The sequence below is a fragment of the Klebsiella sp. BIGb0149 genome (assembly GCF_004362605.1).
GTDB lineage: Bacteria > Pseudomonadota > Gammaproteobacteria > Enterobacterales > Enterobacteriaceae > Klebsiella > Klebsiella terrigena.
Genome location: NZ_SNYG01000002.1, coordinates 662,299 through 678,304 on the forward strand (window position 1 = coordinate 662,299; position 16,006 = coordinate 678,304).

The window sequence follows — 16,006 nt, forward strand, 5'->3', positions numbered from 1 at the left end:
ATTATTCCTCAGTCAACGATGTACGAGCACGGTCTAAAATTGGCTTGAACAAATAGCTCAGCAATGAACGCGATCCCGTCTTAACAAATACTTCAACGGGCATACCCGGTTTGATATCTGCACCCTGTAGCATTTTGATACCTTCGGGCGTTACGGTAACCTGCATCTGGTAATAGGGTTCTCCTGTCCCTTTGTCGACAAGCCGGTCCGCGGAAATTAGCGTTACCGTTCCCGGAATTTTCGGTGTTTTATTCTGATTGAATGCCGTAAACATTAACTCAACGGGAAGACCGTTGTAGACCTTGTCTATCATCTCAACCTTGAGCCGGGAATCAACCACAAGCGAAGCCTCGCTTGGGACTACCTCCATCAAGTGATCCCCTGCCCCCACGACGCCGCCTTGGGTAAATATATTCAGACCGACAACCGTGCCGTCAACCGGCGAAACGATCGCCGTATTGCCCAAATCAAAGTTAGCCATTTCAAGCTTATTCTTGAAATCATTAACGTCCATCTGTGTTTGAGCGAGCTGCGTTCTGACTTCGCGCTGGTAGTCGGCATAGCGTTGATCAATCCGCTGTTGGGATTCAAGGAGCTGCTTTTGCAACTGACCGATGCGTCCTAAAGTCTCATCAATACTGCTATTTACTTCGGCAAACTGGCGTTGGGCATCCAGATAACGGTTTCTCGGTAAATACCCTTCCGCCGCCAGCTGCTTCATGCTGCTCATTTGTTCACGAATACTGCTCAACTGGATTTGCTTATTATTACGAGAATCCTGTAGTCCTTTGAGTTGAAAGCGAATTCCGTCGATTGATTGCCTAAATCCATCCACCTCGCTGCGTAATGCCTGCTGGCGGGACGAGAAAAGCTGTATCTGGAGAGCAATAATTTCCGCCACGCGAGGATGTGTTTTCACGCTGTCAAATACGCTTGAGAACTGGATTTTACTAAGATTGTCTCGTTCGGCCAGCAAACGACCTTCTGTAGCAAGGGTGGTGTAATACTGATCCTGCAAGGAATCTACCTGGGCCTGTGCCTGAACCTTACTCATTTGTACCAACACTTCGCCAGCTTTAACCTTGTCCCCTTCTTTGACGTCGATTTTTTTTACAATTCCCCCGGTCGGGGACTGAATTGTTTTGCGGTTTCCGGCAACCGTCACGGAACCCGGTGACGCGACACCTTTATCAAGCGGAGCAAAACCAGCCCATAAGAAAAAGCCTAACAGCCCTACTCCGATTACTAGCCAACCAAGCCGGGAATAACTCCGTTCATCCATTGAAAATGGCTCGCTATGATTATCATGCGGCATATTGACTTGTGTAGACATACCCACTCCTTCAACTGCGAATGGTGGATTTATTCCACCGGCAAGTTCACATTTTAATTAAGCTGCGTTTTTGGAATATTGCCTTCATGCATATCACTATTTACGGCCTGCACCGCCTGCTGCTGCGCAGCCTGAACCTTCTGCGCATTTGCCAGAGCCTGTAATACCTGATTGGTGGGGCCAAACGCGTTTACTTTGCCATTAACCAGCAACAGCAACTTACTGGTCATCGATAAGAGATTAGTTCGGTGGGTAATTAAAATAACCGTCTTATTTCGTTGCCTGAGCGCCGCAACGGCCTGGTTCAATGCCAGCTCTCCTGCATCATCCAGGTTTGAATTTGGCTCATCCAGTACAATCAACGACGGGTCATCATACAAAGCACGTGCTAACCCGATACGCTGTTTTTGACCACCGGATAAACCCGCGCCACCATTACCAATGATCGAATCATAGCCATGCGGGAATCTCAGTATTAACTCATGTACGCCAGCTAATTTGGCCGCTTCAATAACTTTTTCAGCATCAATTTCGCTGAAGCGCGCGATGTTCTCAGCGATCGTTCCTGCAAATAACTCGATATCCTGGGGTAAGTATCCAATATAGGGACCAAGTTCATCTTTATTCCACTGGTAAATATCAGCATTATCAAGACGAACGATTCCTTCACTTACGGGCCAAATGCCAACCAGCAGGCGCGCCAGGGTTGATTTCCCTGATGCGCTCGGGCCAATAATCCCGAGAACGTCACCAGGTTGGATTGCAAAAGATACATTGTGCAGCACGGGTTCTCCCTGCGAACCCGGAGGGGTTGCGGTAACATTTTCTACCGCGACGGCACCTTGTGGAGGAGGCAAGGACATATTTGTTCCTCGCGGTGGATTCTGCTCCAGTAGCTTCACCAGACGCTGATAGGAAAGCTTTGCCGAACTCCAGCTTTTCCAGACGTTAATCACCTGCTCAATCGGCGCAAGCGTTCTGCCCATCAGAATTGAGCCTGCAATCATCATTCCCGGAGTGATATGGCCATCAATAGCCAGCCAACCGCCAAGCCCTAAAACCAAGGATTGCAGGGAAAGCCGCACAAATTTGGTCACTGACGCAATGCTGGTTGCTCTTTCGCTAGCGATGCGCTGACTATTAAGAAATCTCTGATGTAGATCGTACCAGCGACCTTTTATGTTAGGTAGCATGCCCAACGCTTCGATCACTTCTGCATTGCGCAAATTAGTGCTTGCCAGACTCCCTGACTGCAAAGCAAGTTTACTGGCCTCAGAAAGCGGTTTTTTGGAAACCATTTCATTAATGATAGCCAGTGCAACCAGTACCAAAGAGCCGATTAACGCAAACAACCCAAGCCAGGGATTAAAAAGAAAAATGACCAGCAGGTAGATAGGAAACCACGGGGCATCGAAGAAAGCAAAAAGGGCATTTCCGGTCAAAAACTGCCGCACATTGGTTAAATCATTCAACATATGCCCAGCATCGGCAGATTTGTTCTTCAGATTCTCTTCGTAGGCAGCAGTATAAATTCGCGAATTCAGGCGCATGTCCAGCTGCGCACCGATGCGAATTACAACCATACTACGGGCATACTCAAGTAATGCCATCATGCCAAACATTCCAAGCATGATAAGCGTTAACATCAACAACGTGATTTCATTGCCAGAAGGGAGCACCCGATCATAGACCTGGAGCATATAGATTGAGGGAACAAGCATTAATATATTGATAAACGCGGTAAAGATGCCCACCGTCCAGAATATTTTGCTGCGAGTTCGTATAACATCCGCAATTTCATTGCGCGGTATAAATTGATCCACTTTTTTCCCTTAGTTTATGTGTACCTTAAGCCGCTCATACCTTAGCTGACCTGAGAGAACTCTCGTGCCCCAACAACCACAAGGCGGCAGATACTTTTTTTTAACTATAGATAGCAAAAGTGAATAACATCAAGCTCACAAATAAAATTATTTAAACAATGAGAATGCCGCAGCTTAAAGTCACATAATAAACAAGGTAAATCAAAGGTGAGGTAATTAGATCTCTATCACAAAAAAAGCGGAAAGGTCGCCCTTCCCGCTTTTTAATATAATTACGCTCGAAATGATTAACTAAATAAGCGTCATTATTATGCGTAATGCAGACTATCAACCAGCTGCTGATGATTCTGGCCAGACAGATAAACGATAGTATCTGAAGCGTCCAGGTTATGGTTATTGTTATTGTCAATAATCAAATAGGAACTGGCCGTATCGGATTGGCCTGACCAAACCACGGAAGCAAGCCCGACTTTGTTCGTCAGCGAACCGTTGCCGCCAACGCCAAGGATTTGCCCCAGAAGTGCAACAACCCCACCAGTGATCCCTCCGACCAACGTTCCCAGCAGCGCATCAACTACGTCGGTACTGCGAGTACCGTAATCGGTAATCGCCGTTCCAGCGGTATTATCGCTAATGGTCAGATTGGAAACGGTATCAAAGATGGTATCTTTAGTACTGTTAAAATCGGAAATAGTGACACCCGAGCTAACGGTACTGGATTTCAGCTGATACAAGTTCTCGCCGCTCCCCCCCGTCACCAAGGTATTACCCAGCACGTTAAAACTATCGTTAGCAGATGTGCCTTCTACGTTCATGTGGTAGCCACTATTCAGGCCTAACAGGCCTAACAAAGTATTGACCACAGGAACTGTTACACCACTTAACGGAAGGATTTTCAGAAGTTGTGTAATGATCCCGTCGCCGGTCCCACCCACGTTAGCATTGAGATCCAGACCACCAGTATTAGTAGAAGCGTCAATATTCCGAACGTTGTTATACCCGGAACCTACCGTAAGATTCAGAGCATGGTCGCCTGTAACATTGATATTTTGTACCTGAGCATTGGTCCCTGTCAGGGACAGTATGTTGTCAAAGTTACCGGTACCACCGGAATCAAGATTTAATGTACTCAACGCCACATTACCGCCAAGCACAGTGCTGCTACTGGTTAGCGACAGTGCCCCGGCATTGACATCGCTATTACTGGTTGCAGTGAAATTGACGTTAAAATGGTCAGTTGCGTTTGCCAGGAAAGTGATGCCAACATTGCTAGCTGCAGTTGCATTACCGGTGACTTCCAGCTGTGCTGAGTTGCCACCGGCCGCATTAATCACGCGTACCTGATCGGCAAGCCCGGATAGCACAAAGCCCTGGGAGCCGATGGTTGATGTTGCAGCCTGGTTGACCGTAGTGCCTAACGTGCCAGTGAGTCCCGACTCATTGGACGCATTGCCAGTCAGTATGCCAAAGTCAAAAGTATGATTCGCCGGGGCCGTTGCACCGCTTGTAGAACCGCTGAGAGTCGCTTTGCCAATATAACCCGCAAGGTCAACTTTCTCAAAATTAGTAAACTGTGAGGAGTTGGTGCTTATAGTAACGGTACGGGTCAGTCCAGGGGCTGAAACAGCAATATTTTTAGTGAGTAGGTTTGCGGAAATGGTATCTACACCAAGACCGCCATTAGCCGTAATGTTAGTAGAAACTGTGTTAGCCCCATTAGACACACCGTTACCTAACCATTTCAGCGAATCATTACCGGCCCCCAGATTAAACTGGCCGGTCGCGGAGGCAACAACAGCGTCAGTTGTCAAAAGCACCTTATCAGCACCGGAGCTAGCGTTTAAAATTATGCTTCCGTTATTGACAGTTATGTTAACGCCCGGGTTAACACCATTATCGGAAAGATTGACAGTTGCAGCGCTCCCCCCCCCAATCGACAAATCTGCAAGATGATCGGCAAATTTTAAATTGACGGTTGTTGCTGCGTTGGCATTAAGAAGAACATTTGTCAAAACAGCAGTTTCGGCGTTGCTTATTTGATGACTGGCGTTGGTATTGACTGTACCAGTTGCATTACCGCCGCCAGCCGTGGTCGTGAGGACTGCGCCAGTTTTATAGAGCAAACTGGTACCGATTTCGTATTCGAATGCATGTTGGTTGGTAACGGTGGTATTGTCAGTTGCTGTAGAATTGCGGAGATCATTGATAATAGCATTCGTTATAGCGACCTTATCAGAGCCAAATGAACGATATGGCACCATCACGTTATCACCGGGATCTGAGCCAAAAACGGCGCTGTAAACATGTTTAATGAAATCATCACCGTTTAAATTGGCACCTTTACGCTGAAACTCAGCAGAACCAATCATTTTCCCAAGGACGGTATCAAATGCCGTGCCATTAACGGCTAAAGACTTGGTCCACCAGGCAAGTCCACTCATGTCAGAGGAACGGTCGCCAAAAGCCAAGTAAGAAGCAGCTAATTTTTCTTTTGAATCAAGAGCAACACTCCATGTATTCCAGCTATTCGAACCAAAATCTTGATACATCAGTTTATTCAAAGCATTATCAAACGTCTGCTGTGCACTTAGCGTATTACTATCAAATCCGTTATAATATAACAAATCCGAAATTGTATTATAAATCGCTGAGTTTAGATCAGTAGAATTTAATACTGCTTGCAGCTCATTGTCAGCAGGCGCAGCACCGTAAGCAGCTGTATATACGGACTTTAATATATCTAAATCAGATTTTCCAGAATATAAGGCTTGCCCCGCAGATGACGTTAACAAACTCCCTACATATTGTTCCTGAGTGATAGTTCCCGCTCGAAACTGCTGGGCTGTAGCATCAAATGCAGTATCTGTAGTAAAACTATCATTACCTAAGACAGCATACTGAATCGCAGCAACTTGCTGTTGTGTAAGCAAAACTTGGGCAGTCATTGTATTAACCTCAAATTTATTATGTTATCAACATTACCCCATCACCTACTATAAATAGTAGTGGATTAGGTTGATTGCAGGTGTTCACTTCACGCACAATAAGAAAAGTCCAAAAATGAGAATCTGTCAACTTTTGCTATACCAATTTACTGCGCAATCAAAAATACCTAGAGTCAAAAAACAACAAAATGACCGTTAATAATCTTTAGTGACATAAAAAATCAATGATTTTAAATAGAATTAAAAAAAGAGAGTGTATTCTTTTCCCTGAGAAGCTATACTAAACTAACAGGTCTAACTTTACTGAACAATACTGCAAAAGAATAGCTGTTATGCCTAAGAGCAAATTGCGCTATGCGGTCACACTTCACAATTTTAAAATAATTCGCCTATTGCACATGAGAAAACTACAGGAATTATGGTAACTGAGGATAAAATCAGCGGAAGAAAAAATTGTAGCTAACCAGAAAATATTTCTACAGAAGGTAGTCTGAAGGCAGTTAGACTTCTCATGTAAACACAACCATTTTAGTTCCCTGCACTTTTTGAGACTTCCGGTTTCTCCGCTATCAGTCGGCACTCTTCCGGCGTCAGGTTATTCAGAGATTCATGAGGCCACTCACTGCTATATTCCCCCAGCCAACGCTCCGTAATCTCCCGGCTTCATTCAGTGTCCTGAACAGATAAAATCCAAGATTTCTGTCCGGTACGTTCGGTTAAAACGCTCGATAAAAGCATTCTGTGTCGGCTTGCCCGGATTAAAAAACTCCAGCAACACGCCATGTTCTTCTGCGCACTGTGCCAGCGCCAGTGAGAGCAGTTCTGGTCCGTTATCCATCCGCGTCTTCAGCGGATATCCGTGGTTTGGCACGATCCTGTCCAGTACCCGGACGACACGCTGAGCCGGGATATTCAGGTTGATTTCTATCGCCAGTGCTTCACAGTTAAAATCATCTACCACATTGAAGGCCCGGAAGCATCTGCCACAGACCAGCGCATCGTGCATAAAATCGATGGACCAGCTCTGGTGTAACGCTTCCGACGTCACCAGTGGCGCAGGGGTTACGCACTGGCAGGCGCAGCTTTCCTTTACGACGAAAATTCAGTTTCAGCAGGCAATAAATTCGGTGAACGCGTTATGGTTCCGGGGATTGCCCTGCCTTTGCAGCAACTGTAACAACTTATTAAAACCGTATCGTGGATAGCGCTCCGCCAGCTCAGCCAGCGCCTGGATCACAGATTCATCGCGTCGGGTATCGGGCTGGTAAAAATAGACCGTTCTACTCAGCGATAACATCTTCACGCCTGATGTACGCTCATCGAAAATGTCACTCTCAGATAGCTGACGAGCTCATGCTTTATCGCTGGTTTTAAAGCTTTTTTTTCTGACGTCTTTTAATGCACGATTTTCCAGACTGAGATCGGCAAGCATCTGTTTGAGTCGACGATTTTCGTCCTCAAGAACCTTCATTTTTTTAATATCGGAGGCGTCCATCCCGCTGTACTTTGCTTTCCAGTTATAGTGAGAGGCCTCCGATATCTTCGCTTCGCGGCAGATATCCCTGCCGTTAGTCCGCCTTCGACAGACTTCAGAACAGTGATGATCTGGTGCTCAGTGAATCGGGCTTTGCGCATAATGATCTCCTCAGAGGACATAATCAGTATTCCGGAGGATCTTTAAAAGAGAATGGTTCGTTAAAGCGGGATGCTTACACAAACACCGGCGCGGCCGTTCGAAAGTCAGCGCGGTAGATCAGTGCTAACGCACAGATTTTGTTACTTAAAATCTGTTCAACGGACGTCGGATCCGGGGGCTGAATGTAGTGGATAATTTTAATCGGGAATGTTTGGATATTCATATTGAACGGGGATTGCGCAGAGAGGATTTGGTTGCAGTTATGGAGCACCTAAAGCAACGAGTACCACTCCGCCTGAAGACAGACATGGTTCCTGTCGCTGGATGATACGCGGGAAAAGGTTGAACACTGGCGACAGGAATATAACCAGTAAAGACACAATTCTTCGTTAAGTAAGCTGACTCCGGAAGAATTTATCTGAAGTCTGAAAAAAGTTACCCTGACCTGAAATCCTGCTCCATTCAGAAACAGAATTCCTGCATGATTCATACTGTGCTGAATCGGAAGTGGTGCCCATGAAAAAGTCACGATTCACCGAAGAGCAGATTGTTTTGCCCTGAAGCAGGCTGAACTGGGGCGTCCGTACCGGACGTCTGTCATAAGCTGGGTATGTCCCGATGCCACTTTCTATACATGGCGCAATAAATACGACGGGATTTCCCCTTCTGAGCTGAAGTACATGCGGCAGCAAGAGGAAGAGAATCTCAGCCTCGACAAAGCAATGCTGCAGGATGTTCTGCCAAAATAGAACTGATGCTGTCGAGTCTGCGCGAACGGGTCCGGTACCCACTGGTACGTTACGGGGCAGCGAGAGGCAGGTCTGTTTACACCACAGCTCCAGTTCTTTCCGCAACCTTTCTGTGGCGTCAGATGGCAGTGCGCTACGCTTTCGTATCAGCGTGATCGCCGAAACCCGGGCTCACTATGGCTATCGCAGAGTTCACGTCATGCTAAGGCGGGGCGATGGCGGGATAATCACAAACTCATTTATCAGCTCTACATCAAGCTGGGTCTGTCCCTGCGTCTCAAGAATAAATCAGTACAGCGGCGACAGCCACCGCCTCAGGGGGTTATGTCTGGGGTATGGACTTTGTCTCCGATGCACTGTTTAACAGAAGGCTATTGCGCCTGCTGACGGTAATCGATTTGTTTACACGCGAATGCCTGGGGATCTGCGCTCAACGGAAGTTGTGGAGATGCTTAACAGCATTGCGCTCAGACGCCCCTTATCATAGTTGCTGAAAGCTGATAACGGCTATACATTTGCAGGAAAAATGCTGGACAAGTGGGTGTATAAGCGAGGGATCCATATAGACTTCTCACGACCGGGAAAAGCAACGTACAATGCCACAGCCAAGTCGTTCAACGGAAGGTCGTGGCAGGAATACCTGAACGAAAACTGGTTCATGTCCCTGGAGGATGCACGGTACAAAATCGAAGCCTGGCGCCTACACTATAATCAGAGATGTCCCTATTCTGCGCTGGACTGGATAACCCCATCCAAATTTGCTGAAAAGTCTTCCGGTTGCCAGAACACGCAACCAACATGGTGCCAGTTATTCCTGATTATGGCTGGGGCATATTTGGGGCCAGGGTCACTACCGTTCCCAAAAATCGACAGATGATCCAATTAACCAACCATTGGGTGAAAGCTGCAATGATGGATTTTATACATTTACTAGTAACAACAACGGAAAGATGCCCAAGGAACATCCAATCATCGCTGCGAAAAATATAATATTAAAAGGCTAATAACTAACGACGGGGAATTTAATTTTGAACTCACACCTTTACTTAAAAATATAAATACTGTTCAACCCCATATTAAAATAAAACTTAAAACAGAACTCTCACTAAAGTAAAAATATCAAAAAATCATTAACTCTTTTTCCTTATAAAAACTTACAGTCCGTACATCTAATTAAAAATCGAATGAATGAGTTAGGGCATAGAATGCCCTATACGCTGATATTTCAACTATTATCCACCTAAATCTGAGCGGTTCTATAAAGCATGTTCACTTTCTTCCCTAATTTAATAAACGGTTTCTCTACCAAATAAAAAAACACAATAGATACTACATAAGTTATGGCAAAAAAACATACAACCAACATCCAAACTGGAAAAACACCCACATATTTTTCAATGTAAAACAAAACAATTGGATGAATTAAATATGTCGAATAACTTACCTCACCTAAGAAAGAAAATAGTCGCCCACCAATATTTAACTTATAAAACAAAAAGAATATTAAAACACCCGCAGAGTAGCTAAGTACATAGTGAATAGACTCCCCGGTCAGATGTGTTTTAACTGTGTAACCTGTATATGAAGAAAATAAAACAGATAACATTAGAATAGCTATTGCAAACAACAAACTATTTGTTGATGCTATACCCTTTTCCTTTAGCTTTAACATATATCCAAAAAACATTATTGACAAAAGCAATGGCACTGCAATTGGAAGGTTAATTCCTTTCGTATATCTAACATATGCAAAAAAGCATGATAAAAGAGATAGAGATATTAGACTAAAAAAAATCCACTTCGATGAACTTAGCCTATTAAAATAAAATATTATAGAACATGCAATATAAAAAAACATCTCAATAACTAATGTCCAATAAACTCCTATTAAATCTACTTGCTTGAAAAAAACTTGAAACATTGTGATGTTTGCTAGTATCTGTGCAACATTATACTTATCAAAACATAATACAGCAAAGATAATTGACACCCAATACATAGGATAAAGTCTAAAAAATCGTGAATTCCAAAATACTTTTAATCCCCCACTTTCTTTTTTAAGTGAGTAGGGAATGAGATAGCCACTGATACAGAAAAATATAACGACCCCAATCTTTCCTAAAACAAACATAGGAAAATCAGTGTTTATATGAAATCTTTCAATTGAATGTGCAATGCAAACTAGTAAAGCAGCTGTAAACCTTAAAGAGTCAATACTTGAGATTCTAGAGGAATTATATAATACCACAAAAACACCTTTATTTTAATTTCAACCCCATGAGCAAGCCATTTAAAAAAAGGCCGAAGGAACGGCCTTTTAAATGTAACATCAGTCATTACCAAATAAATCGCGAGTATAAACTTTATCCGCTACATCTGCCAATTCTTCGGCCATTCGATTAGAAATAATGATATCAGCATCTTTTTTAAACAGTTCAAAATCACGAACAACGCGGGAATTAAAAAATTCATCCTCTTGCATAACCGGTTCATAGATAATAACAGGAATACCTTTAGCCTTTATGCGTTTCATAATACCCTGGATTGATGACGCTCGAAAGTTATCGGAACCACTCTTCATTATCAAACGATAAACACCAACTACTTTCGGCTTACGTGCAATAATAGAATCCGCGATGAAGTCTTTACGAGTACGGTTAGCATCAACGATCGCACCAATAATATTGTTTGGTACCGACTCGTAATTTGCTAGTAGTTGCTTCGTATCCTTTGGCAAGCAGTATCCACCGTAACCAAATGATGGATTGTTGTAGTGATTACCAATACGTGGATCCAAGCATACTCCTTCAATAATTTGCTTACTGTTGAGGTCCTGACTTTCAGCATAGCTGTCCAGTTCGTTGAAATAGGCAACGCGCAATGCCAAGTAGGTATTTGCAAATAGTTTAATTGCTTCTGCTTCAGTAGAATCAGTAAAGAGTGTCGGGATATCTTGTTTTATCGCTCCTTCCTTCAGCAGATTAGCAAAACGCTGAGCTCGTTCGGAGCGTTCACCTATAACAATACGAGATGGATGTAGGTTGTCATACAATGCGCGGCCTTCACGTAGGAATTCTGGGGAAAAAATGACGTTCTCAATCTCGAGACGTTCTTTTATATCACGGATAAAACCTACAGGGACCGTAGATTTAACAATCATTACTGCAGAAGGGTTAATTTCGGTAACATCGCGAATAACATTTTCAACAGTAGTTGTGTTAAAATAATTTGTTTTAGGATCATAGTCAGTTGGTGTAGCAATAATGACATAATCAGCATTATGATATGCATCATATTTGTCAGTAGTAGCTCGAAAATTCAATTTTTTACTTGTTAAATATTCCTGAATTTCTTTATCAACAATCGGAGAGATTCTCTGATTAAGTAAATCGACTTTAGATTGTACAATATCTAACGCGACTACTTCATGGTGTTGCGCGATCAAAATACCATTTGACAAGCCAACATAACCTGTACCAGAAATTGTAATTTTCATTCGTATCCACTTAACTTAGCTAATGGGATGAAGATGAATAATCCTTTTTAAATTAAGATTTACAAGCTTGTTACTCTAGACAAAACAATTGGCGATATATCTACCATGTTGTCACATTAAGTATTGCTTAAATCTAAAAAGACTATTCTGAAGTAAACCATAATAGCGAGTTGTTATAGTAGAATCCGGTTATAAAAAACCGAATTCTACTATTGACACGCCGAGATATATAAGTTAACTAATCCACTCGGTGTGGAAAATACCATCTTTATCAGTGCGTTTATATGTATGAGCACCAAAATAATCACGCTGCGCCTGGATTAAATTCGCGGGCAAAACAGCAGAGCGATAACTATCATAATACGCAATAGCGGCAGAGAACGTGGGAACCGGAATACCATTCTGCACAGCATAAGCGACTACATCACGTAGTGCTTGTTGATATTCATCAGCTATCGACTTGAAATATGGTGCCAGCATTAGGTTAGCTATGTCGGCATTCTGTTCGTAAGCATCTGTTATTTTCTGCAAGAACTGAGCACGGATGATACAACCTGCACGGAAGATTTTGGCAATTTCGCCGTAGTTCAAGTCCCAGCGATATTCATTAGATGCAGCTCGCAGTTGAGAGAAGCCCTGCGCGTAGGAAACAATTTTACCCAGATAAAGAGCACGACGCACTTTCTCGATAAAGTCTGTTTTATCGGTAGCCGGTTGCGCCTGCGGACCAGACAACACTTTAGAGGCAGCAACACGCTGATCTTTCAGAGAGGAGATATAGCGAGCGAATACAGATTCGGTGATCAGGGACAGAGGTTCACCCAGATCGAGAGAACTCTGGCTAGTCCATTTACCTGTACCTTTGTTGGCAGCTTCATCAAGAATCACGTCAACCAGGTAGTTACCTTCTTCATCTTTTTTAGTGAAGATGTCTTTAGTGATATCTATCAGGTAGCTGCTTAACTCACCTTGATTCCACTCAGTGAAGGTTGTAGCCAGCTCTTCGTTAGAAAGTGCAAGGCCACCTTTCAGCAAAGCGTACGCTTCTGCAATGAGCTGCATATCACCGTATTCAATGCCGTTATGAACCATTTTCACATAGTGACCTGCACCATCAGCACCAATATATGCAACACAAGGTTCCCCGTCTTCTGCTCGCGCAGCGATCTGCTCAAGGATTGGTGCTACCAGTTCATAGGCTTCTTTCTGGCCACCAGGCATAATAGATGGGCCCTTAAGTGCACCCTCCTCTCCACCAGAAACACCGGTACCGATGAAGTTAAAACCATCAGCAGACAGTTCACGATTGCGACGGATGGTATCCTGGAAGAAGGTATTACCACCATCAATGATGATATCACCTTTATCGAGATACGGCTTAAGAGAATCGATCGCACTATCGGTACCAGCACCCGCTTTCACCATTAACAGAATACGACGCGGAGTTTCGAGGGACTCAACAAACTCTTTGACGGTATAATGTGGGACCAGTTTTTTGCCAGGATTCTCGGCAATCACTTCTTCAGTCTTCTCACGGGAGCGGTTGAAAACAGAGACGGTATAACCACGGCTTTCGATGTTGAGAGCAAGGTTACGCCCCATCACTGCCATACCGACAACCCCGATCTGTTGCTTGGACATTACATACTCCTGTCTGGTGTGCTGACTACGGCACTATGCGCAGTCTTAATTAATTTTAACTCAAAGAATAGAAAATATATAGTTCTCTGAATGCATAAAGCACTTATTACATAGATGACTAAAAATCAACCAGTAAACGTTCTTTTCAAAAACTGTGCTGTTGACTTATTTTTTATCTTAATTGCTAATAAGGTAATAAGTTTATATTGAAGAGTATATAGTAAGCATGGGATTATAAAAGCCAGGACCCATTTTATGTAGTACTCATCTAAAATATGATTAACTCTGAAAAACTCTACAACTGGGATATGGAGAAAATAAATCCAAATTGTATTGGATGAAATAAATACCAGTATTGCTCTGGCTCTGACATTTATTTTGAACTTTGGCGCCAAACAATTTGACAACAAATAAAAAACTGGAATTAATGCAAATGAATAAAATACATACAAATAACTTGGTGGGTATTTATAATCTTGCGGGAAAAGCCATTTCCCAGAACTATATATACTGAATACTTCAATCAAAATAATTGATAACATCCCTAACATAAAGAAAATTACTTTATACTTAATAGAAAAACTGTTAAAGCGACAGCCAATGATGAAGAGAACCCCATATGAAACAGCAGGTATAATAACTTCGGTAAAAGTAAATAAAACTACGCCGTGAGTATATTCTTTCACCCACATAACCAATACACTACTAATAAGGATTACAGCATAGCTACAAAAAGTAACTTGGCCGTCGTTTAAACGCTTCGAAAGACCAACATATAATGGTGATAAGATGGCTATCATGAGAAAAATTCTAATAACCCAAACATAACCAATGCCACCTAGCATTGCATAGGAATAAAAAACTTTGGAAAAGTTAATATTTAATATATTTTGAGCACCAAAGAGGTAAACTAGCAAGAAAAACAACGTAAGGAAACACCACAAAGGAAATAAAAGTCGCTTCACTCTAGACAAAACATAAGAAATAAAACCTACATTATTTTTCCCTGCGGCAAGATAGGACAACCCTGAGACAAAAACCATTAGAGGAACATCAAAGGTTCTAAATTGGAAAAGTAAAAAAGGTGGTGATACATGTGCCAATATTATTAATAACAACCCAACAACACGTAGTATATCTATTCTTAAATCACGATTACTTAGACTTGCACCCATACCCTGCCCTTTTAAAGTCACATTTTAAAATGTATTATTGAGATAATTTTTTAATGTATGAATTCACATCATCTTGAGATACAGAAGCGTATGGAATCCACTCAAATACCTTTATTGAGCCATTGGCTTTATTGTATGCTGTAATAACAATTTTATTCTTTAAAGATTCACTTGAAAAAACAACATTATCATCAGTAATATATGGTGCAATGGAACTTATAAAATGAGCTATATTTTTGGGTTTTTTGTCAAAATGTAAAAAACCAAAATTATCTTCTTTATTTTTCTTGTTATCTCCATCATTAATTAAATCATACCACCAAATCCCTTTAATATAATTCCGACTCTTGGCGAGAAAAGTAAACTTCGCAACATTTTGGAAAATTGCATTTTCGGTTGAATAAATATCACTTTCGGTTTGTGAATATCCCATCTCTGTTATATACAGATCTATAGATCTTCCGCTTTTTTTCCTTAATAGTGCCTCAAGCCTATCTATGTTAGCTATTGCGCCTTCAGGCGTTTTCGACAACATAGATGCATCATGAGCAAAATATGTGTGGATAGAGATTGCATCACAATAATCAAGAATACCTTCATTTATTAACCCATTCAGCCATTTTAAATATGAAGGTGAATTGGGATTTATAGACCCAATAGTCACGATAGCATTGGGGTCCACAGCTTTAATAGCCTTATAGGTTTGCTTTACCAATTCCGTATAAATCTTTGGGTCTGGGTTAGGTTTATTTTTCTTTGATACACCAGTTCCTTGTAGCCATTCATTCCATACTTCATAATATAAAACCTTTCCCTTATATCGCTGAGCAGTACGTGTAGCATAAGCGACATATGCAGATATCTCCTTTTGACTTTCAGGGTATCTTTTTGGCGTGTAAAGGCTATTACCATAATCGAGTACAATCATAGCACTATTACCTAGTACTGAAATGGAATTATTAAATATGTAATCTTGTGCCTTTATATATTCACCTTCATTGAATGTACCTGGTTGATGCTCAACTTTAGACCAATAAAAATCGGTTCTGACTGAATTAAACCCATACTGTTTTGCATAGGCTAAATATTCTTGCGGAGATAAACGAGTATTCTCTGTATGGATTCCAATACCTAAAACGAATGCAAGAGAAGTTTTACATACTAGCAAAGACGATATAAGCAGCGTTCTTAAATAAAGTTTGTTCATA

At 42.2% G+C, this 16,006-nt stretch carries 8 protein-coding genes and 2 pseudogenes; 1 reads left to right on the forward strand and 9 read right to left on the reverse strand.

The features are described from left to right. Window position 1: 1 nt before the first annotated feature. The 4 genes and pseudogenes from EDF75_RS09970 to EDF75_RS09985 all read right to left on the reverse strand — a co-directional run bounded on the left by EDF75_RS09970 (window position 2) and on the right by EDF75_RS09985 (window position 7,736). The gene (locus EDF75_RS09970; protein ID WP_133598933.1) at window positions 2-1,333 is read right to left on the reverse strand and encodes an HlyD family type I secretion periplasmic adaptor subunit; all 1,332 of its coding nucleotides are present in this window, start codon (window positions 1,331-1,333) and stop codon (window positions 2-4) included. 53 nt (window positions 1,334-1,386) lie between these two features. Beyond that, a complete protein-coding gene (locus EDF75_RS09975) occupies window positions 1,387-3,156 on the reverse strand; it encodes a type I secretion system permease/ATPase (protein ID WP_133598935.1) in 1,770 nt (589 codons plus the stop codon). A gap of 308 nt (window positions 3,157-3,464) precedes the next feature. Next, on the reverse strand, window positions 3,465-6,101 hold the full coding sequence (locus EDF75_RS09980; RefSeq protein WP_133598937.1) for a beta strand repeat-containing protein: 2,637 nt from the start codon (window positions 6,099-6,101) through the stop codon (window positions 3,465-3,467). A 528-nt stretch (window positions 6,102-6,629) separates the two neighbouring features. Continuing rightward, window positions 6,630-7,736: pseudogene (locus EDF75_RS09985) on the reverse strand (IS3 family transposase). A 517-nt stretch (window positions 7,737-8,253) separates the two neighbouring features. Here EDF75_RS09985 and EDF75_RS27595 point away from each other — a divergent pair. Continuing rightward, a pseudogene (locus tag EDF75_RS27595) lies at window positions 8,254-9,363 on the forward strand (IS3 family transposase). A 363-nt stretch (window positions 9,364-9,726) separates the two neighbouring features. Here EDF75_RS27595 and EDF75_RS09995 read toward each other — a convergent pair. From EDF75_RS09995 to EDF75_RS10015, 5 genes are all read right to left on the reverse strand, one after another. Further along, window positions 9,727-10,734, reverse strand: coding sequence for an acyltransferase family protein (locus EDF75_RS09995; protein ID WP_133598939.1), 1,008 nt, complete (start codon window positions 10,732-10,734; stop codon window positions 9,727-9,729). An 81-nt stretch (window positions 10,735-10,815) separates the two neighbouring features. Then, window positions 10,816-11,982: a UDP-glucose 6-dehydrogenase gene (gene ugd, locus EDF75_RS10000; RefSeq protein WP_133598940.1), complete on the reverse strand. Its 1,167-nt coding sequence runs from the start codon at window positions 11,980-11,982 to the stop codon at window positions 10,816-10,818. Window positions 11,983-12,216: 234 nt separating this feature from the next. Next, on the reverse strand, window positions 12,217-13,623 hold the full coding sequence (gene gndA, locus EDF75_RS10005) for an NADP-dependent phosphogluconate dehydrogenase (RefSeq protein WP_133598942.1): 1,407 nt from the start codon (window positions 13,621-13,623) through the stop codon (window positions 12,217-12,219). A gap of 125 nt (window positions 13,624-13,748) precedes the next feature. Then, window positions 13,749-14,798, reverse strand: coding sequence for an acyltransferase family protein (locus EDF75_RS10010; RefSeq protein ID WP_133598944.1), 1,050 nt, complete (start codon window positions 14,796-14,798; stop codon window positions 13,749-13,751). Window positions 14,799-14,832: 34 nt separating this feature from the next. After that, complete coding sequence (locus EDF75_RS10015) at window positions 14,833-16,005, reverse strand: cellulase family glycosylhydrolase (RefSeq protein ID WP_133598946.1); 1,173 nt, start codon at window positions 16,003-16,005, stop codon at window positions 14,833-14,835. Window position 16,006: the final 1 nt, after the last annotated feature.

What these genes read in the sequence shown, in the direction of transcription:
- EDF75_RS09970 (WP_133598933.1), bottom strand. Translation starts at nt 1,333, where the DNA reads ATGTCTACACAAGTCAATATGCCGCATGATAATCATAGCGAGCCATTT.
- EDF75_RS09980 (WP_133598937.1), bottom strand. Translation starts at nt 6,101, where the DNA reads ATGACTGCCCAAGTTTTGCTTACACAACAGCAAGTTGCTGCGATTCAG.
- ugd (WP_133598940.1), bottom strand. Translation starts at nt 11,982, where the DNA reads ATGAAAATTACAATTTCTGGTACAGGTTATGTTGGCTTGTCAAATGGT.
- gndA (WP_133598942.1), bottom strand. Translation starts at nt 13,623, where the DNA reads ATGTCCAAGCAACAGATCGGGGTTGTCGGTATGGCAGTGATGGGGCGT.
- EDF75_RS10010 (WP_133598944.1), bottom strand. Translation starts at nt 14,798, where the DNA reads ATGGGTGCAAGTCTAAGTAATCGTGATTTAAGAATAGATATACTACGT.
- EDF75_RS10015 (WP_133598946.1), bottom strand. Translation starts at nt 16,005, where the DNA reads ATGAACAAACTTTATTTAAGAACGCTGCTTATATCGTCTTTGCTAGTA.